Raw genomic sequence first — 19542 nt, 5'->3', positions numbered from 1 at the left:
AATGAGCGCGCACGGGTCAGCGCTCGCGCATGGCTTCGCGCGCCTTGTTCAGCGGCTTGGTCAGGTAGTCCCACACGGTCTTGCGGCCGGTGCGGATGTCGGCGGTGGTCACCATGCCGGGCACGATGGGCATGCGGCGGCCGGCCTTGTCGGTGAGTGCGTCGGAGTCGGTGCGCACGAGCACGGGGTAGTACACGATCTCGGGCTTGACTTCGTCGCGCTGGGTGTCGGGCGCGATGGTCACCACGCGGCCCTTGAGGCCGCCGTACACGGCGTAGTCGTAGGCGGTGATCTTGATCTGCGCCTCCTGCCCGGGCCGCATGAAGGCGATGTCGCGCGGCGAGATGCGCGCCTCGACCAGCAGCTGGTCGTCCAGCGGCACAAGCGTCAGCAGCGAGCCGTTGGGCGGCACGACGCCGCCGATGGTGGTGACCTGCAGGCTCTTGACGATGCCGCGCACGGGCGAGTTCAGGGTGAGCCGCTCGAGCGAGTCGGCGCGCCCGCGCACCACGGACGACAACGACTTCACCTCGGCATCGGCCTTGGCCAGCTCTTCGCGGCTGCGCACCATGTAGTTGGCGCGCGCCTCGGCGATCTTCAGCTCCAGGTCTGCGGCCTGGCGTTGCAGGCGGATGAGCTCGACGTTGCTGGCCGCGCCGCTCACCTGCAGCGAGCGGGTGATGTCGAGCTCCTTGCGCACGAGCGAAAGCGCCTGGCCCAGGCCGGACACGGTGTCGCGCAGGCTGCCCTGGCGCGAGCGGAAGAGCGCGCTTTCGGAATCGACCAGTTGCGCGTAGGCCTTCAGTTCGGCGGGGAACTGCAGGCTGCCCTGCCCTTGCACCTCGGCGCGCAGGCGCACGCTGCTGGCCAGCGCGGCGCGGTAGCGCGCGGCGGTTTCTTCCACGTTCGATTCGCCACGCGTGGGGTCGAGCTGCGCGAGCACCTGGCCCTTCTCGACGATCTGGCCTTCGTGCACGCGCAGCTCGGCCAGGATGCCGCCTTCGAGCGACTGGATGCGCTGCTCGCGCGAGCTGGGAATCACCTTGCCCATGCCGCTGGACACCTCGTCGATCTCGAAGACCCAGGCCCACACGAAGAAGGCGAGCAGAAAGAGCGCGATGAACCACACGACGCGCGCGGAGCCGCTCGCGCGGGCCTCGTCGAAGTCGTCGGCGCCGCCGGGGCCCCACACGGTGGCGGTGGAGACGACGGGTGCCTGCGTGGCGGCTTGCACCTGCGCCTTGGTCAATGTCACGGCGTTCATGCCTGCCCCTCCTTGCTGCGGCCTGCGGAGGCCATCGCGTCGCGCGAGGCGACCGCGCCCTGGCGCAGCCGCGCCATCACCTGCTCGCGCGGGCCGTCGAGCACGACGGTGCCGCCGTCCACCACGAGGATGCGGTCGACCGCCTCGAGCACGGCCGGGCGGTGGGTGGCCAGCACCAGCGTGCGGCCGGCGGGCAGCGCGCGCAGGTGTTCGATCACTTCGCGCTCGGCGACTTCGTCGAGCGAAGCGGTGGGCTCGTCGAGCAGCAGCACGCCGGGGCGGCGCAGCATCAGCCGCGCGAGCAGCAGGCTCTGGCGCTGTCCGCCCGAAAGGCCGCGCCCGCCTTCGAGCAGCGGATGGTCCAGCCCGGTGGGCAGGCGGCGCACGAAGGCCCAGGCGCCGGTGGCTTGCAGGGCCGCCACCAGTTCGGCGTCGGTGGCGTGGGGCGTGCCCATCTGCAGGTTCTCGCGCAGGGTGCCGTGGAACAGGCGCGCGTCCTGCGCGAGCAGGCCGACATCGCGGCGCACGTCGGCGGGGTCGATGTGGGCCATCGACACGCCGTCGAGCAGCACGCTGCCCGCGCGCGGCTCGAGGAGGCCCGACAGCGCCTGCAGCAGCGTCGACTTGCCCGCGCCATTGCGCCCGAGCACGGCAATGCGTTCGCCGGCGCCGATGTGCAGCGCCTTCACGTGCAGCGCGGTGGTCTGGCCGTCGTGGCTGAAGACGGCGTCGCGCAGCGTGTAGTCGCCCTGCACGGCGGGCCGGTGCACGCGCGTCTCGTGGGGCGGGTGGTCGACCGGGAGCTTCATGAGCTGGTCGAGCGCCTCGCCGGCCACCTTGGCCTGCTGCCAGCGGTTGAGCACCTGCGTCACGCCGGCCAGCGGCGCGAGCATGCGGGTCGACAAGATCGATGCGGCCACGAGCACGCCGGTGCTCATGTGGCCGTCCATCACCAGCGGCGCGCCGAAGAACACGACGAAGGCGAAGGCGGCGCCCTGCACGGTCTGCGTCCAGTTGCTCAGGGTGTTGAGCAGCGCGCGCAGTTGCAGGCCCGAGTCGGCGTTGACGGCGTTGTAGTGGTTCCACTGGTTCTGGAAGCGCGGCTCGGCCTGCAGCCCCTTGATGTCGTCGATGCCCTGCACGGCCTCGACCAGCATGGCGTTGCGCAGCGACGACTCGCGCATGCCCGTCTGGGCCAGCGCGCGCAGGCGCGGCTGCGCCAGGAGGCTGGGCACGATCAGCAGCACGCACGCGGCCAGCGGCACGAGCACGAGCCAGCCGGCAATGAACCAGAAGAGCACGCAGAAAACGAAGAAAAACGGCAGGTCGGCCACGGCCGCCACGGTGGTCGACGTGAGCATTTCGCGCACGGGCTCCAGCTCGCGCAGCTGCGAAATGAAGGTGCCGGTGGCGCGCGGGCGGGCCGAGCCGCGCACGCGCAGCGCGTGGCCGAACACGCGGTCTGAAATGCGCAGGTCGGCGCGCTTGCCCACCACGTCGGTGATGCGCATGCGCGCGCCGCGCATGACCCAGCTGAACACGATCGACAGCAGCACGCCGCCGAACAGCACATGCAGCGTGGGCAGCGACTGCGCGGGCACGACGCGGTCGTACACCTGCATCGAGAACAGCGTGCCGGCCAGCGCCATGAGGTTGTAGGCCAGCGACGCGACGAGGATGTGCGCGTACGGCCGCCAGTCGGCCAGCACGATCTGGCGCAGCCAGTGCGGCTCCACCGGGCGGATGTAGGCGTCCACGCGCGAGTCGGGCGCCGATTGCGCGGGCCGCAGCACGGCCATGGCCTCGAGCGCGGGTTGCAGCTCGTCCACGGTGCAGACGGTTTCCGCGCCCTGGTCGCCACCGAGCATCACGCGCAGGCCCTGCGCCGAGATGGCGGTGACCACGGCCACCTGCCCGTCGCGCAGCTGCAGCACCACGGGCAGGCGCCAGGGGCTCAGGGTGTCCAGGCGCGGCGCGACCTGGCGCACGGTGAGCCCGGCCTGGCGGGCCATCTGGCGCACGCGCTCACCGATGTCTTCGTGGTCGCTCCATGCGGCGGCGCCGCGGATGCGCTCGCGCGAGGTGTCGAGGTGGTAGTGGGCGGCCACGGCCAGCACGGCGTCGACCCAGCCGGCGAGCAGCTCGGGGCCGCGCGCGGCGGACAGTTCGGGCATGGTGGTGGCGGTCATGGCTGGCCTCCGGCGACGAGCTCGCCCGCATCGACCAGCCCGAAGGCCTCGCGCAGGCGACCCGACTGGTACAGGCACTCGACCGCGAGCCGCTGCACCTCGTGCGCGCTCTCGGCCTGTTCGAAGCGCGCGCCGTGGAACTCCTGCTCGGCATTGAGCAGGTCGAGCAGCGAGCGCGTGCCCAGCTGCAGGTACTGCTCGCGGTACAGGTCGCGCGTGCGCTGCGTGCTGTGCACGCGCGCGGCGAGCACGGGCAGGCGCAGCGCGTGGCCCTGCGACTGCACGCGCGCGTCTTCGAGGCGCTGGCGCACGCTGAGTTCGGCATAGCCCAGCGCGGCCTCGGCCGCCTCGACGGCGTGCGCGGCGGCGCGCTGGCGGGCCTGGCTGCGCCCGCCTTCGTACAGCGGCGCGGTGAAGTTGACGGTGAACGTGCTTTCGTTGGCGGACTGGCCGGCGGGCCGCGCGCCCGATTCGAGCCCCCGGTTGACGGCGGCGTTGAGCGACAGTGTGGGCAGCAGCTGCGCATCGGCACCGCGCAGCGCGGCCTGCGCCATGTCGCGCTCGGCCTGCGCCATCTGCACGGCCGGCGCGGGCAAGGCCGTCTGCGGCGGCGCGGCGCAGGCGCTCGCGAGCGGCGCGGGCGCTTCGCCGGCGATGCCGGCCGGCGCGCGGCCCTGGGTCAGGTGCATGAGGTTAAGGCGCCAGCGCTCGGCCTGCGACGCGGTGTTGAGTTGCTGGGCGCGCGCGGCCTCCAGGCGCGACTGCGCCTGTGCCACGTCGGACTGGCTGGTGGCGCCCTTGGCCTGGCGCTCGCCCACGAGGCCGGCCAGCGACTGCACGCCCTTCACCTGGGCCTGCGCGATCTCGCCGAGCGCCTGCTGGCGATGCACTTCGATCCATGCCTGCGCGGTGTCGCGCACCACGTCGTCGACTGCCACGAGCAGCTTGGCGCGCGCGGCCGTGGCCGAGGCTTCGGCCTCGCTCACGGCGCTCGACACCTTGCCGAAGTCGTACAGCAGCTGGGTCACCGAGAGCGAGGCCTGGTGCACCTGGCGACGACCGTCGGCCTGCAGCTGGCGGTTGCCCGTGCGCGCGCTGACGCCGGCGCTGACCTGCGGGTAGTAGCCCGAGCGCGCGGCCGCAATGCCCTCGCCCGCCTGCAGCGCCTGGCCGACGGCGTTGCGCACGGTCGGGTGCGAGGTGGCAGCCAGGCGCACGGCCTCGGCCATGCCCAGCGGAGCGGCGGTGCTCGCTTGCGCAAGCGCCGCCGATCCGGCGAGCAGGAAGAAAAGGCCCGCGGCAGCAGACGAAAGATGACGGGAAGCAAGCATGCGTGAAGACGTGCAGACCACCAGGTGCCGACGCCGCAAGCGGCGCCGGCACGCCGGTCGGTCAGTGGTGAAGCGCGAGGCCCATGTGAAGCTCGTCGTCGAGCGAAGGCGCCACGGGCGGTGCGTAGGCCGCGAGCGAATCGGCCGACGACGCCAGCGACAGCACCGTGGGAGACGCCTGCGTGCCCCCGAAGGCCGGTGGGAACGCGGCCTGCAGCAGCGCATGCAGCGACTCGGCAGCGCCGAAGCCCTGCAGCATGTCGGACAGCTGCAGCCCTCCCCATGCCGGACCGTCGCCGAAGGGGAAATGCGGCGCATCGTGCGGTTGCTGTTGCTCGATCGACACCGTGACTTCGTCGACGCCGGCCAGGCCCAGCGAGTCTGCCGAGGTGAAGAGCGCTGCCGCACCCGCTGCAGGCGTGTAGTTGACGTGCAGCGTCTGCGTGGCCACGTTGCTCGCATCGCCGTCGCGGTCGACCACCTGGTAGCTGAGGGTCTCGTCGTAGTTGTGCGAGGAGGTGGTGCGCGGTGCCACCTGGTAGCTGAACTCGCCCGTGTCGAAGTCCACCACCAGCTTGCCGCCCTTGTCGGTGGCAATGGTGACCTGGTGCGTCGCCTGGTTGTAGCTGTAGTCGCTGCTGGTGGCGGGGCCGGTCTTCGTCATCAGGCCCGTGCTGCTGTCGAAGGCGTAGACGGTGCCGTCGATGGTCAGCGTGGACACATGGCCGCCGTCGGCACCGAAGCCCGACGAACCGCCGAGGCCGCCGGTCAGCAGGTTGCTGACCGTGGGCGGCACGCTGATCGTGCCTTGCAGCATATCGTTCAGCTGGCTCGTGTCGGTGACGATCTTGCCGTTGGTGTTCGTGCCGGTGTTGCCGTTGTAGGCGATGGGGTCGATGATGCCCTGCGCCGCGGGCAAGAGGTCGGACCCGAGACCCAGTGCGAACGAGTTGATCTTGTTATTGGTGAGGAAGGTCTTCCAGATCGCTTCTTCCGCCGCCTGGATGCCGAAGTCGGCCGTGTTGCTGCCGTTGCTGTTGTTCCCGAGCTGGCCGGTGTTGCCGTCCCCCCGGGTCGGCTCGCCGTCCGTGAGGAAGTAGGACACGTTTTGCGCGCCCTGCAGCTTGCCATTGGCCTCGAAGCCGGTCATCGCCGTAGCCAGGGCGGCGTCGTAGTTGGTGCTGCCCCCGTCCTGCAGGCTCTGCACCAGCGTCTTGGCTTGGGCCGCCGTCATCCAGGCCTGTTGTGCCTGCCCGGTCGTGCTGAAGGTGACGAGTTGCACCCGCACATCGCCATACAGGTCGTAGCCGTCGATCAGGTTCTTGATGGCCTCCTTCGCACGCGAGAGCCGCGTCGGGTTCTCCTCGCCCATGCTTCCGGAGAGGTCCAGGATCACCATCAGGTTCGTGTTGATCGGTGCCACGTCGACGGACTGCTCGCCGTTCACGAGCACCGGCGCATCGTCCTTGACCGGCACGTTGAAGCCCACCGGCGCGCCGCTGAGCTGGCCATCGCTCACCACGGCCTCGAAGTGCAGGTTCGACACGCCCTCGCCGTTGCCCGCCGGGTGGTCGATCGGCGCCTTCAGCGTGACGGTGTAGCCCGCCTCGAACTGCCCCGCGCCCGTGGCGGTGACATTGCCCACGGCCACGGTCATCACCTGGGTGGTGACACCGCCGACGGTGACGCTGCCCGTGAGCGTGTGCGTGCCCGCGTCCCAGGTCCACGACACCGGCTGGCCGCCGGAGGTGACACCGGCCGGGCCGCTGAGCGACACCGACAGGTCGCCCGCCAGGCTGTCGGGGTCTGCGATGGAGATCTTGCCGGTCGATTGCACCGTCGGCTCGCCCGCCGCCGGGATGCCGCCGGGCAGGCTGCCTTCGGAGACGATGCCGGCGTCGGTCGCCGTGGCCGTCGGCGGGTCGTTCACCGGGTTGACGGTCACGGTCACCGTGCTGGTGGTCGTGCCGCCATGGCCGTCGCTCACCGTGACGGTGAAGCTGTCGGTGCCGTTGAAGTTGGCATTGGGAACGTAGGTGTAGGTGCCGTTGGGGTTCACCGTCACCGTGCCGTTCGACGGGTTGCTGCCCTTCACGTAGGTGAGCGTGTCGCCGTCGACGTCGCTGCCGACGATCTGGCCGCTGACCGGCGTGTCTTCGTCCGTGGTCTTGGTGTCGTCGGGAGCCTCTGGCGCCTCGTTGACGTTCTGCTCGTTGAGCGTGACGGGGATGTTCGTCGTGACGGTGCCGTCGCTCGCACCGACCACCAGCGCGTGCGCGTTGGCGCCTGCTTCGTAGTCGTTGACGAAGGCTGCAGCGCCTGCCGGCGTGAGGCTGATCTCGCCCGTGAGCGGATCGATGGCGAAGTAGCCGGCGTCGTTGCCCGAGAGGATGCTGTAGGTGACGGTTGCGCTGTCGATGTCGGTGGCGCGAACCGTGCCCAGCACGGTGCCCGCAGTGCGGTTCTCGTCGTAGCCGAAGACGTAGCCGGTGGCACTGTCCACCGGCGTGCCGCCGCCGTCGACGAACACGGGGGCGTCGTTGACGGGGTTGATGGTCACGTTCACCGTGCTGGTGGTCGTGCCGCCATGGCCGTCGCTGACCGTGACGGTGAAGCTGTCGGTGCCGTTGAAGTCGGCGTTGGGCGTGTACGTGTAGGTGCCGTCGGCGTTGACGGTGACCGTGCCGTGCGCCGGATCGCTGCCCTTGGCGTACGTCAGCGCGTCGCCGTCGACGTCGCTGCCAACCACTTGACCGCTGACGGGTGTGTCTTCGTCCGTGGTCTTGGCGTAGTCGGGCACCGTCGGTGCGTCGTTGATGTTCTGCTCGTTGAGCGTGACGGGGATGGTGGTCGTGGCCGTGCCATCGGTCGCACCGATCACCAGCGAGTGCGCGTTGGCGCCCGCTTCGTAGTCGTTGACGAAGGCCGCAGCGCCTGCCGGCGTGAGGCTGATCTCGCCAGTAGCCGGATCGATGGCGAAGTAGCCCTGGTCGTTGCCCGAGAGGATGCTGTAGGTGACGTTCGCGCTGTCGATGTCGGTGGCGTGGACCGTGCCGAGCACGGTGCCTGCGGGGCGGTTCTCGTCGTAGCCGAAGACGTAGCCGGTGGCCGTGTCCACCGGCGTGCCGCCGCCGTCGACGAACACGGGGGCGTCGTTGACGGGGTCGATGGTCACGGTGACGGTGCTGGTGGTCGTGCCGCCGTGGCCGTCGCTCACGGTGACGGTGAACGTGTCGGTGCCGTTGAAGTTCGCATTCGGGGTGTAGGTGTAGGAGCCGTCAGCGTTGACAGTCACCGTGCCGTGGGCTGGATCGCTGCCCTTCGTGTAGGTGAGCGTGTCGCCGTCAACGTCGCTGCCGATGACCCGGCCGCTGACGGGCGTGTCTTCATCGGTCGTCTCGTTGTAGTTGGGCACCGTCGGCACGTCGTTCACCGGATCGATCGTGACCGTCACGGTGCTGGTGGTCGTGCCGCCATGGCCGTCGCTCACCGTGACGGTGAAGCTGTCCGTGCCGTGGAAGTTGGCACCCGGGGTGTAGATGTAGGTGCCATCGGCATTGACCGTCACCGTGCCGTTCGCCGGATCGCTGCCCTTCGTGTAAGTCAGTGCGTCGCCATCAACGTCGCTGCCGATCACCTTTCCACTGACCGGCGTGTCTTCGTTCGTCGTCTGGTTGTAGTTGGGCGCCGTCGGTGCATCGTTCACCGGATCGACGGTGACCGTCACGGTGCTGGTGACCGTGCCACCGTTGCCGTCGCTCACTGTCACAGTGAATGTGTCGGTGCCGTTGAAATTCGGGTTCGGCGTGTAGACGTAGGTGCCATCAGGATTGACCGTCACCGTCCCGTGCGCCGGATCGCTGCCCTTCGTGTAGGTCAGTGCGTCGCCGTCGACGTCAGCGCCCGTCACCTTGCCGTTGACGGGCGTGTCTTCGTTCGTGGTCTGGGTGTAGTTGGGCGCTGTCGGTGCATCGTTGACCGGGTTGACGGTCACGTTCACCGTGCTGGTCGTCGTGCCACCGTGGCCGTCGCTCACCGTCACGGTGAAGCTGTCGGTGCCATTGAAGTTCGCACCCGGGGTGTAGGTGTACGTGCCATCAGCGTTGACCGTGACCGTGCCGTTCGCCGGATCGCTGCCCTTCGTGTAAGTCAGTGCGTCGCCATCGACGTCGCTGCCGATCACCTTCCCGCTGACTGGCGTGTCCTCGTTCGTGGTCTGGTTGTAGTTGGGCGCCGTCGGTGCATCGTTCACCGGATCGACGGTGACCGTGATGGTGCTGGTGACCGTGCCACCGTTGCCGTCGCTCACTGTCACAGTGAATGTGTCGGTGCCGTTGAAATTCGGGTTCGGCGTGTAGACGTAGGTGCCATCAGGATTGACCGTCACCGTGCCGTGCGCCGGATCGCTGCCCTTCGTGTAGGTCAGTGCGTCGCCATCGACGTCGCTGCCGATCACCTTTCCGCTGACTGGCGTGTCTTCATTCGTCGTCTCGGTGTAGTTCGGCGCCGTCGGTGCATCGTTCACCGGGTCGATCGTGACCGTCACCGTGCTCGTCGTCGTGCCGCCATGGCCATCGCTCACCGTGACAGTGAACGTGTCGGTGCCGTTGAAGTTCGGGTTCGGCGTGTAGACGTACGTGCCATCGGGATTGACCGTGACAGAGCCGTTCGAAGGATTGCTGCCCTTGGTGTAGGTCAATGCGTCACCGTCGACGTCGCTGCCGATGACCTTGCCGTTGACGGGCGTGTCCTCGTTCGTGGTCTGGTTGTAGTTGGGCGCCGTCGGTGCGTCGTTCACCGGATCGACGGTGACCGTGATGGTGCTCGTCGTCGTGCCGCCGTGGCCGTCGCTCACCGTGACGGTGAACTTGTCGGTGCCGTTGAAGTTCGGATTCGGCGTGTACGTGTAGGTGCCGTCGGGGTTGACGACCACGGAGCCATTCGAAGGATTGCTGCCCTTCGTGTAGGTCAACGCATCGCCGTCCACGTCAGCGCCCGTCACCTTGCCGTTGACGGGCGTGTCTTCGTTCGTGGTCTGGGTGTAGTTGGGCGCTGTCGGTGCATCGTTGACCGGGTTGACGGTCACGTTCACCGTGCTGGTCGTCGTGCCGCCGTGGCCGTCACTCACCGTCACCGTGAAGCTGTCGGTGCCGTTGAAGTTGGCACCCGGGGTGTAGGTGTAGGTGCCGTCGGCATTGACCGTGACGGTGCCGTGCGCCGGGTCGCTGCCCTTGGTATAGGTCAGCGCGTCGCCATCGACGTCGCTGCCAACGACCTGGCCGCTGACCGGCGTGTCTTCGTTCGTGGTCTGGTTGTAGTTGGGCGCCGTCGGTGCGTCGTTCACCGGATCGACGGTGACCGTGATGGTGCTCGTCGTCGTGCCGCCGTGGCCGTCGCTCACCGTCACGGTGAAGCTGTCCGTGCCGTGGAAGTTGGCACCCGGGGTGTAGGTGTAGGTGCCATCGGCATTGACCGTGACGGTGCCGTGCGCCGGGTCGCTGCCCTTCACGTACGTGAGCGTGTCGCCATCCACGTCACTGCCGACGACCTGACCGCTGACCGGCGTGTCTTCGTTCGTGGTCTCGATGTAGTTGGGCGCCGTCGGTGCGTCGTTGACCGGGTTGATGGTCACATTCACCGTACTGGTGGTGGTGCCGCCGTGGCCATCGCTCACCGTGACGGTGAAGCTGTCCGCGCCGTGGAAGTTCGCACTCGGGGTGTAGGTGTAGGTGCCGTCCGCGTTGACCGTGACGGTGCCATGTGTCGGGTCGCTGCCCTTCACGTACGTGAGCGTGTCGCCATCCACGTCACTGCCGACGACCTTGCCGTTGACCGGCGTGTCTTCGTTCGTGGTCTCGGTGTAGTTGGGCGCCGTCGGTGGGTCGTTGACCGGGTTGATGGTCACATTCACCGTGCTGGTGGTGGTGCCGCCGTGGCCATCGCTCACCGTGACGGTGAAGCTGTCGGTGCCGTTGAAGTTGGCGCCGGGCACGTAGGTGTACGTGCCATCGGTGTTGACCGTGACAGTGCCGTGCGCCGGATCGCTGCCCTTCACGTACGTCAGCGCATCGCCATCGACGTCGGTGCCGACTACGCTTCCGTTGATCGGCGTGTCTTCGTTCGTCGTCTCGTTGTAGTCGGGCGCCTCGGGCGCGTCGTTGACGGGCGAGACCGTCACCGTCACCGTGCTCGTCGTCGTCCCGCCATGGCCATCACTCACCGTGACAGTGAAGCTGTCCGTCCCATGGAAGTCCGGGTTCGGCGTGTACGTGTACGTGCCGTCCGGGTTGACCGTGACCGTGCCGTGCGCCGGGTCGCTGCCCTTCGTGTAGGTCAGCGTGTCGCCGCTGTCGATGTCGCTGCCGGTCACGCGGCCGCTCACGGGCGTGTCTTCGGTCGTGGTCTCGGTGTAGTCGGGCGCGGTGGGCGCATCGTTCACGGGCGAGACGGTCACGGGCACCGTGACGGTGGTGGTGCCGCCCTTGCCGTCGCTGACGGTCACTTCGAAACTGTCGGGCCCTTCGTAGCCGGGCTTGGGCGTGTAGACGAACTGGCCGGTCGACGGATCGACGGTGACGGTGCCGTGCTCGGGGCCCTTGGCGACGGTGTAGTTCAGCGTGTCACGGTCCGGGTCGGTCGCGTGCACCTGCCCGGTCACGGGCTTGTCCTGGTCGGTGACGACAGGGTCGGCCTTGCCTTCGGGGCCGCGGTTCTGCGCGGGAAGCAACGGCGGGATGAAGGCCGGGCCACCACCACCGCCGCCGCCACCGCTCGCAGCGGCACCGACGCCCAGCACGCCGAGCGCGCCCAGCAGCCAGCCCGGCACGCCGTCGGGCAGCAAGGCGCCGCCGGCGTCGTTCCATTCGATCTCGGTGAAGTGGAAGTCTTTCCAGGGCGCGGTGTACTGGCCCCACCACTGCACGCCGGCGCCATCTTCGAGCACGAGGTCGTTGCGGCCGGCGTCGGGGTACTCGGCGAAGAAGCCGCGCACGGCGACTTCCTGGCCGTCGCGCAGCACGAGCACGAGGTCGTCGCCGCGGCGCTCGAACTTGAGCACGCTCTCGGGCGCGATCTTCAGCGTGACGATCGACGGGCGATCCAGAACCAGAGGGGCTTCCGCCGTCGCTTTGCGGGATGACGCGCCACCAGACTTGTAAACAGCTTCCATGATTGGTCTTTCTCCTTGACTCCGGACCTCGGGCGAGCCCTCGCTTTCAGCGAACAGCCCGGGTCGCACGTTGGGAAATCTCGAAGGCCGCGGGTGGCTCTCGAGGACTCGCCGGCGCGACCCGGTGCATGGGTCACGCAGGCTTGCGCTTGCATGGGGCGGGATTCTTGGTTCGGGGGGGCGTCCGGGCTTTTGCCGGAGAGGCCGTGGCGTTTGCCGTGCCGTACAACTGTTCACAAACGTGTGTGAATGTCGAATACTTCACACGATTGGCGAAAGAAAATCAGCAATTCGCAAGTTGGGAAAGCGAGCGCTGGCGGTCTTTTGGCTTACGGGCTTTTGCCGGAGCGTCCAATTCTTTTGATGGACGGAATCGGCCCGGCTATTTCCTGCAATACCGGATGGGCCCTTTCCAGCACCCCGTTTTCCCTCTGACAGCCCCCCTCGCCGCAGCACCTTTTTTAAGGCTGCGGGCGGCAATGGCGGGCGGATCGATCAGGAATGAAGACCGGTCATTGGATGAATTTGCATTTCTTGTGACAATGATTACCAAATTAATTTCTTGGTTACATTGTTTCGGCCACAGGGCGTTCACACGCGGTGCCGGCGCCCCCTCTTTCCATGTCCTATTGGTCACCTCCGGAGCCCCGGAGAGCTCATCTGCTGGTTGTCGACGACAACGTCGACGAACTCAAGCTCTTGCTGGAAACGCTGCGGGGCACGGGCTACCGCATCACGCTCGCCTTCGACGCGATGGAGGGCTACCGGCGGGCGACGACGCTGCAGATGGACCTGGTGCTGCTGGACGTGCGCCTGGGCGGCACCGACGGGTTTGCCGCCTGCCGCCTGCTGAAGGCCGACCCGGCCACGGCGGACATTCCGGTGATCTTCGTGACCTCGTCGGCCAGCCTGGAAGAGCGCCTGACGGGCCTGCGGGCCGGCGCGGTCGACTACATCGTGAAGCCCTTCGACCCGGCCGAGGTGATGGCCCGCGTCGAAATTCACCTGGCGCTGGCGGAATCCCGCAGGGCGCGCACCGCCCCCGCCACGCAGGCGGCGCCCCCGCCCGATGACCCCGCCGCGAACGACGGCGGCGCGCCGGGCTCGGGCATGGACCGCGCGCTCATGCAGGCGGCGGAGCGGCTGATATTGGCCGACCTGAGCCGCGTGCTGCCGCTGCGCGAGCTGGCGGCACGCGTGGGCACGCACGAGAAGCGCCTGTCGCGCGTGTTCAAGGAGCTCGCGAACCGCACGGTGTTCGAGTTCGTGCGCGAAGCGCGGCTGCACGAGGCGCAGCGCCTGCTGCTCGAATCGGCCATGCGCATCGAGGAGATCGCCGCGGCGGTGGGGTTCTCGAGCGCCGCGAATTTCGCGACGGCGTTTCGCGAGTACTTCGACTGCACGCCCTCGGCCTGCCGCCAGGCCGGTGTCGAACGCTCCGGCACCTGACGCGCGATGCATCCGGTGCGCCCCCTGCCCCGATGGGCAAGCTGTCTGTTGCTGGGTCTCGCCTTGTGGCTGTGGACCGGAACGGCCAGTGCAGCAGCAGAAGCGATCAAGTTCAGCGCGCTCGCCCAAGGCAAGCTCCCTGTCGCGCAAGCCGTCGAGGTGTGGGAAGACCCCACGGCCCGCCTGTCGGCCAGCGAGGTGCTCGCCTTGCCGAGTGGCGGTGCGAACGGGTTCATGCCCGCCACGCCCGACCAGCTGATGCGCGGGTTCTCGACCTCGGCGGTGTGGCTGCGCCTGTCGCTGGTCAACGATGCGCAGGAGGTGCGCACGGCGCGGCTCGGGCTCAATGTGACGTGGCTGCGGCATGTCGACTTTCATGTGCTGCGTACGCGCAATGGCCAACCCGCATGGACCCACGCGCAGGCCGGCGTGTCCGACCCGATGGACAGCACGCACCGCCACGACCGCATTCCGCAGCTGCAGATCGACCTGCAGCCGGGCGAGTCGGTGCAGGTGCTGGTGCGCGTGATGAGCACGGGGCAGATCAAGCTGGTGCTTGAGCTGCACACCGACGAGGCGTGGCATCACATCGAACGCAACCATGCGCTGCTCAGCGGCCTGCTGATCGGCGGGCTGCTGGCCTTCGCGGTGTATTCGGCGGCGCTGTGGTGGATTTCGCGCGCGCCGATGCTGGCCTTCCAGGCGGGGAGCTTTGCGCTGCTGGCGCTGTACGAGGCCACCTACCGGGGCTACGCGCGCATCGCGCTGTGGCCCGACAGCACCGTCTGGAGCTACCGCGGGCACAGCGTGATGGTGGCGGCCACGGCGCTGTGCCTGCTGCTGTACTTTCACGAGCGCGGCCGCCAGAGCCCGGTGCGCGTGCCCGGGCGACCGCTGCTGTTCGTGCTGGCCGGCGTCGAAATCGTCGTGCTGCTGGGCACTTTGTTCGGCCCCTACGCGACCTTCGCGGCCATCGGCATCGTGAACGCGCCGCTGATCGTGCTCGGGCTCACGGTCTGCACCTTCATCTACCAGCGGCGCGCCGGGCCGGGCGGGCGGCTGTCGCTGCTGGTGATGCTCGTGATCTGCGTGGGCGCGCTGATGCGCATGTCGGCGCTGATGTTCGCGGAGCGCTCGATGTCCGACTTCGACCACTATGCGCTGGCGTTCCCGGGCATGCTGGTGGGCGCGTTCGCGATCACGGCGTGGTCGTTCCAGGAAACGCGCCAGCGCAACGCCGCGCAGCAGACGCTGCTGCAGTGGCAGGCCCAGGAACAGCAGCGGCTCGAAGAAGAAGTGGTGCGCAAGACCCGCGCGCTGAGCGAGGCGCTGGGCCAGGCCGAGCAGCGCACACGCGAGCAGAAGGAACTGCTGGCCTACATCAGCCACGACCTGCGCGCGCCGGTGGCCACCATCCTGGGCAACCTGAAGCTGATGCAGGACGGCAGCGACACGCCCGCGCCCGCGCGGCTCGCCACCATCGAGCGCAGCGCGGCCTACCAGCTGGAGCTGATCGACGACCTGGTCGACTACGCCAAGGGCGAACTGGCGCCGCTGGCCGTCGAGGCGCAGCCGGTGCAGCTGCGCACGCTGGTCGACAACGTCGCGCAGTACGCGCACGCGCTCGCGCAGCGCCAGCACAACAGCTTCGAACTGACGATCGACGGCGAGCTGCCGGCCCTGGTCCGCCTGGACGGCAAGCGGCTGCAGCAGGTGGTGCTGAACCTGCTGTCGAACGCGGCCAGGTTCACGCGCAACGGCACCATCGGGCTGCGCTTGCAGGCGCAGCCGTCCAACGGCGCGTGGCAGCTGCACTTCGAAGTGACCGACAGCGGCACGGGCATCGACGCCGACACGCTCGAACGCATGACGCGCCTGCTGGCCGACAACGCGCCCAGCATGGCGGGCGGCGGGCTCGGGCTGGTGATTGCGCAGCGCATCGTGCAGCGGATGGGCGGGCGGCTCGCGATTCACAGCGGCATGGGCGCGGGGACGCGGGTGGTGTTCTCGCTGTCGACCGAGCCGGCGCCTTCGTCGGATGCGCCTGCACCGCCGCCATCGGAACCCATCGCCGCGCCGCGCCCGCGTGCCAGGCCTAGGGCGCGCGGCCGGCTGCTGCCGGTGCTGACGCCGCTGTCGCCGGCGCAGAAGGACGAGCTCGAAGTGCTCGCCCGCGACGGCCGCTGGAGCGACCTGCACGAGTGGGTGAACCGGCTGGCCACGGAGGCGCACAGCCAGCCGATGGTGCTGACGCTTCGCCAGGCGCTGGATCGGCTGGATTTCGAGCAGATCCGGCTGATTGCGCGCGCGGCGCCTTTGCGCCCGCTGTAGTCCGAAGGGGCCGCGTCCCCAGAACCCATGCGACCGGCAGGGTCGCCCGATGGGTGGGCTTTCGTTTTCTATTTCGATATATCTAGAATAGTCTCGACCCACTCAAAAAGCCATCCCCATGCGCCACCTTCACCACGCTCCGCACCACCATCACCACCGCCACGCCCCGCGCGGCGAACACGAAGACGGCCTGGCCGGCGGCGGCCGCGGGATGCGCGGCGGACGCGGCGGCGGCGCGGGCCGGGTGTTCGGCCATGGCGGGCTGCGCTTCGTGCTGCTGCAGCTCATTGCCGACAAGCCCTCGCACGGCTACGAGCTCATCAAGGCCATCGAAGACCGCCTGGGCGGCACCTACGCGCCGAGCCCCGGCGTGGTCTACCCCACGCTCACGCTGCTGGAAGAGCTGGGCTACCTGAGCGTGGAAACCGCCGACGTCGGCGGCCGCAAGCGCTACAGCATCACGCCGAGCGGCCAGGAGTTCCTGGCCGCCAACCGCGAGACGGCCGACGCCATGATGGCCCGCATGGCGGGCGGCGTGGACGGCGCCGGCCCGCGCGCCGGACGGCCCCCGCAAGTCACCCGCGCCATCGAGAACCTCAAGCTCGCGATGCGCCTGCGCCTCGGCGGCGCCCCCCTCACCGAACAACAAGCCCACGAATTCGCCGCGGTGCTCGACAGTGCCGCACAACAGCTCGAACGCATCTGAACCAACCTGACATGACCGACTTCACAACCGCTACGCCCTCCTCCAACACGCCCGACCGCACGCCGCGCCGCGTGCGCCACGAACTGCGTTTTCGCCAACTCACGGTGAAGACCGTGCAGCGCGTGACGCCGCACCTGATCCGCATCACGCTGACCGGCGACGCGCTCCAGGGCTTCACCAGCCCCGGCTTCGACGACCACGCGAAGCTGTTCTTTCCCGATGCCGCCACCGGCCAGCTCACGCTGCCGACCGCCGGCCCCGACGGCCCCGTGTGGCCCGAGGGCGGGCGCCCCGCCATGCGCGATTACACGCCGCGCCGCCACGACGCACAGGCCAACACGCTGGAGATCGACTTCGCGCTGCACGACGCCGGCCCCGCCACGCAATGGGCCGAGCAGGCCAAGCCCGGCGACATCGTCGGCGTGGGCGGCCCGCGCGGCTCGTTCATCGTGCCGACCGAATTCGACTGGCACCTGCTGATCGGCGACGACACCGCCCTGCCCGCGATCTCGCGCCGCCTGGCCGAACTGCCGGCCGGTGCGCACGTGGTGGTGCTGGCGGAAGTCGACAGCGCAGCCGACGAGATTCCTTTGGAGACGCAGGCCGAGCTCACGCTGCGCTGGGTGCACCGCGAAGGCGCCGCACCGGGACTGAGCCCCGTGCTGGTCGACACGCTGAAAACCATGGCGCTGCCGGACGGCGACTTCCACGCCTGGGTGGGTTGCGAATCGGCGATCGCGAAAGCGCTGCGCGCGCACCTCGTGGGCGAGCGCGGCGCGAACCCGAAGTGGGTTCGGGCCTCGGGTTACTGGCGTCGCGGTGCCGTGGCGACGCACGACACGCACGACGAATAAGGAAGGCGCGACTCAGTCGCGAGGCACCGCAGCAAGCGACACGAAGCCCGGGGCCGGGCTTCGCGCTAGAGCCAGCCGACGCGCTTGAACCGGTAGTAGAGGTAGCCGCAAGTGCTCACGATCAGCCCCAGCGCCATCGCGTACCCATAGCGGAATTTCAGCTCCGGCATCTGCTCGAAGTTCATGCCCCAGATGCCCGCGAAGGCGGTGCACACCGCGAAGATGCTGGCCCAGGCGGCGAGCCGCTTGGTCACTTCACTCTCCTCGATGGTGACCATCGAGAGGTTCACCTGCACCGCCGTGGCGATGGTGTCGCGCACCGCGTCGATCGAGCCGTTGATGCGCACCAGGTGGTCGCCCACGTCGCGGAAATACTCCTGCGTGCCCACGCAGATCTGCGGCACGCGCCCGCCGTGCAGCTTGCCCGCCGCCTCCACCAGCGGCGCCACCGCGCGCTTGAGGATGAGGCTGCGGCGCTTCAGGTCGTACAGCTGCTTGATCTTGTCGCGCGCCGCGCCGCTTTGCGCAAATATCTGCTGCTCGATGGATTCGAGTTCCACTTCGAGCGCGTCGATCACCGGAAAGTAGCGGTCGACCACCGCGTCCATCAGCGCATAGAGCACGAAGCCCGCGCCGTTGCGCAGCAGGTCGGGCTCGCGCTCGCAGCGCTCGCGCACGCCCAGGAAACCCTGCTGGCTGCGGTTGCGCACCGACAGCACGTAGTTGCGGCCGACGAACACGTTGACCTCGCCCACGTTCACGCTGTGCCCGCCCTCCCCCTCGGTGTCGGTCGAGGGCTCGACCAGGTGCATCACGACGAACAGCGAGTCGCCGTACTCCTCCACCTTGGGGCGCTGGTGACCGTGCTGGGCGTCTTCGACGGCCAGCGGGTGCAGGTCGAACTCGTCCTGCATCTGGGCCAGCTCTTCGGGCGTGGCGTCGCTCAGCGCCACCCAGACGAAACAGCCGGCGCGGGAGATGTAGTCGCTGATGTCCTCGACGGGAATGTCGGCGAGCTTGGCGCCGTTTTCATAGGCCACGCAGTTGATCAGCATCGGAGCACTTCCATCGTCGAACTTGAAGGGAGGTCAGGCCGCCGCATCGGTCGGTGCGGTCGCGGCCAGGCGGGCCGTGTCAGCCAGCGAGGCCTCGATGGCCTGCGTCTCGCGCGCGAGCAGGGCCAACCCCTGGTCGGCGAACGCGCGGTGGCTGGCCACGTCGGCCCACAGGCTCGCCGCGGCTTCGGCACACGTCAGCGACGTGAAGCGGATGCGGCCCTTGGCCAGCGCGACGAAGCGCTGTTCGCGCAGCGGATCGGCCCGGTCCCAGGCGCCGCCGATGAGCACGCGCTTGCCGCGCTTGATGCGGGGTTCGCGCTCGGCGAAGAAAGGCAGCTTGGCGCCGAACCAGCCCGGCAGGCCCGTGTTCAGCGCGGTGTCGAAGGCCGAGGGGGCGGCGTGCGCCTTGGCAAATTCGCGCAGCGTGCCGAGCTGGTAGAGCGCCGGGTCCTTGGCGCCGCCCGTGCCTTCGACGGGCCGGATGACGGACGGGCCGCTGTTGCCCGTGCCCGGTCGCCCTTCGGGCCGTTTCGACTTGCGCAGGTCCGCCAGCTGGGCCGGCGACATGCACAGGTACAGCGCCGCGAGGTCAGCGGGCAGGGTGGCGGTGTCCGGGAGCGCGTCCGCTGCAGGGCCTTTGATTTCATCCGACGGGGCCATGGGCGCCTTTGTTCTTCACGCGGGGTTTGCGCCGGGGGATTTTAGGAGCGGCGGTGCAGGCCGCCCGGCCGCGTCAGTGCTCGGGGCCGCCCTGCCCCTGCGGCTCGGGCGCTGGGGCCGGCAGCCATTGCAGCTCGTCCGGCAGGTACGGCCGCGACCAGCTCATACCGTCCAGCCGCACGCGCAGCGTGAGCCCCCGCACAGTGGTCACGGTGCCGGGCTGCCCGTGCACCAGCACCCTGGCGCCCTTGCGGGCAGGCACATGAAATCGTTTCCGGATGTCCTCGTAGCTCACTGGGGTCTCCATCGATGAAGGTCGCGTGCGCCCGCGTAGTCATGCGCATGCGCATGACTACGCGCGGGGGACGCCTCTGGATTCAGGAACGGCCAAAGGGCGCGTGCGGCGGGGCGCCGCGCCTGGAACAGGCCACGTGGTGGATCTGCGCTGGATCCCCACAAAGTTCACGGTCATCGGGACCGGCATGGTGCCACGCGAGGCGAAGCCCCCCGACGTCTCTCGACAATGCCGCCC

11 protein-coding genes are annotated in these 19542 nt (G+C 68.9%); 4 read left to right on the top strand and 7 right to left on the bottom strand.

Features of this window, described 5'->3' with window-relative positions; genetic code table 11:
* Positions 1-16: 16 nt before the first annotated feature.
* From ACAM52_RS05495 to ACAM52_RS05480, 4 genes are all read right to left on the bottom strand, one after another.
* Positions 17-1264, bottom strand: coding sequence for an HlyD family efflux transporter periplasmic adaptor subunit (locus tag ACAM52_RS05495; protein WP_369646370.1), 1248 nt, complete (start codon positions 1262-1264; stop codon positions 17-19).
* Positions 1261-3453: a type I secretion system permease/ATPase gene (locus tag ACAM52_RS05490; RefSeq protein WP_369646369.1), complete on the bottom strand. Its 2193-nt coding sequence runs from the start codon at positions 3451-3453 to the stop codon at positions 1261-1263. The genes ACAM52_RS05495 and ACAM52_RS05490 overlap by 4 nt, the downstream gene beginning before the upstream one ends.
* Positions 3450-4784 (bottom strand): TolC family outer membrane protein, encoded by a 1335-nt coding sequence (locus ACAM52_RS05485; RefSeq protein WP_369646368.1) that lies wholly within the window; start codon positions 4782-4784, stop codon positions 3450-3452. Before ACAM52_RS05485 ends, ACAM52_RS05490 begins: the two co-directional genes overlap by 4 nt.
* A gap of 61 nt (positions 4785-4845) precedes the next feature.
* A complete protein-coding gene (locus tag ACAM52_RS05480) occupies positions 4846-11952 on the bottom strand; it encodes an Ig-like domain-containing protein (protein ID WP_369646367.1) in 7107 nt (2368 codons plus the stop codon).
* A 621-nt stretch (positions 11953-12573) separates the two neighbouring features.
* On the opposite strand from ACAM52_RS05480, the gene ACAM52_RS05475 reads away from it, so the two are divergent.
* The 4 genes from ACAM52_RS05475 to ACAM52_RS05460 all read left to right on the top strand — a co-directional run bounded on the left by ACAM52_RS05475 (position 12574) and on the right by ACAM52_RS05460 (position 17292).
* Positions 12574-13401 (top strand): helix-turn-helix domain-containing protein, encoded by an 828-nt coding sequence (locus tag ACAM52_RS05475; RefSeq protein ID WP_354344853.1) that lies wholly within the window; start codon positions 12574-12576, stop codon positions 13399-13401.
* 63 nt (positions 13402-13464) lie between these two features.
* A complete protein-coding gene (locus tag ACAM52_RS05470) occupies positions 13465-15732 on the top strand; it encodes a sensor histidine kinase (protein WP_369646366.1) in 2268 nt (755 codons plus the stop codon).
* Between the two features lie 118 nt (positions 15733-15850).
* A complete protein-coding gene (locus ACAM52_RS05465) occupies positions 15851-16438 on the top strand; it encodes a PadR family transcriptional regulator (protein WP_062474958.1) in 588 nt (195 codons plus the stop codon).
* Between the two features lie 11 nt (positions 16439-16449).
* Complete coding sequence (locus ACAM52_RS05460) at positions 16450-17292, top strand: siderophore-interacting protein (protein WP_369646365.1); 843 nt, start codon at positions 16450-16452, stop codon at positions 17290-17292.
* 65 nt (positions 17293-17357) lie between these two features.
* Here ACAM52_RS05460 and ACAM52_RS05455 read toward each other — a convergent pair whose 3' ends face one another.
* The 3 genes from ACAM52_RS05455 to ACAM52_RS05445 form a co-directional block, all read right to left on the bottom strand.
* Positions 17358-18347, bottom strand: a complete 990-nt coding sequence (locus tag ACAM52_RS05455; protein ID WP_369646364.1) for a magnesium and cobalt transport protein CorA — start codon at positions 18345-18347, stop codon at positions 17358-17360.
* Between the two features lie 33 nt (positions 18348-18380).
* Positions 18381-19010: a hypothetical protein gene (locus ACAM52_RS05450; RefSeq protein ID WP_095746135.1), complete on the bottom strand. Its 630-nt coding sequence runs from the start codon at positions 19008-19010 to the stop codon at positions 18381-18383.
* A gap of 73 nt (positions 19011-19083) precedes the next feature.
* The gene (locus ACAM52_RS05445) at positions 19084-19317 is read right to left on the bottom strand and encodes a polysaccharide deacetylase (RefSeq protein WP_095948895.1); all 234 of its coding nucleotides are present in this window, start codon (positions 19315-19317) and stop codon (positions 19084-19086) included.
* Between the last annotated feature and the right edge of the window lie 225 nt (positions 19318-19542).

It is taken from the genome of Variovorax sp. V118, assembly GCF_041154445.1.
Taxonomy (GTDB): Bacteria; Pseudomonadota; Gammaproteobacteria; order Burkholderiales; family Burkholderiaceae_C; genus Variovorax; species Variovorax boronicumulans.
The sequence above is the reverse complement of the archived record's forward strand: the minus strand, read 5'-3'. Positions and strand labels throughout refer to the sequence as shown.

What these genes read in the sequence shown, in the direction of transcription:
- ACAM52_RS05495 (WP_369646370.1), bottom strand. Translation starts at nt 1,264, where the DNA reads ATGAACGCCGTGACATTGACCAAGGCGCAGGTGCAAGCCGCCACGCAG.
- ACAM52_RS05490 (WP_369646369.1), bottom strand. Translation starts at nt 3,453, where the DNA reads ATGACCGCCACCACCATGCCCGAACTGTCCGCCGCGCGCGGCCCCGAG.
- ACAM52_RS05485 (WP_369646368.1), bottom strand. Translation starts at nt 4,784, where the DNA reads ATGCTTGCTTCCCGTCATCTTTCGTCTGCTGCCGCGGGCCTTTTCTTC.
- ACAM52_RS05480 (WP_369646367.1), bottom strand. Translation starts at nt 11,952, where the DNA reads ATGGAAGCTGTTTACAAGTCTGGTGGCGCGTCATCCCGCAAAGCGACG.
- ACAM52_RS05475 (WP_354344853.1), top strand. Translation starts at nt 12,574, where the DNA reads ATGTCCTATTGGTCACCTCCGGAGCCCCGGAGAGCTCATCTGCTGGTT.
- ACAM52_RS05465 (WP_062474958.1), top strand. Translation starts at nt 15,851, where the DNA reads ATGCGCCACCTTCACCACGCTCCGCACCACCATCACCACCGCCACGCC.
- ACAM52_RS05460 (WP_369646365.1), top strand. Translation starts at nt 16,450, where the DNA reads ATGACCGACTTCACAACCGCTACGCCCTCCTCCAACACGCCCGACCGC.
- ACAM52_RS05455 (WP_369646364.1), bottom strand. Translation starts at nt 18,347, where the DNA reads ATGCTGATCAACTGCGTGGCCTATGAAAACGGCGCCAAGCTCGCCGAC.
- ACAM52_RS05450 (WP_095746135.1), bottom strand. Translation starts at nt 19,010, where the DNA reads ATGGCCCCGTCGGATGAAATCAAAGGCCCTGCAGCGGACGCGCTCCCG.
- ACAM52_RS05445 (WP_095948895.1), bottom strand. Translation starts at nt 19,317, where the DNA reads ATGGAGACCCCAGTGAGCTACGAGGACATCCGGAAACGATTTCATGTG.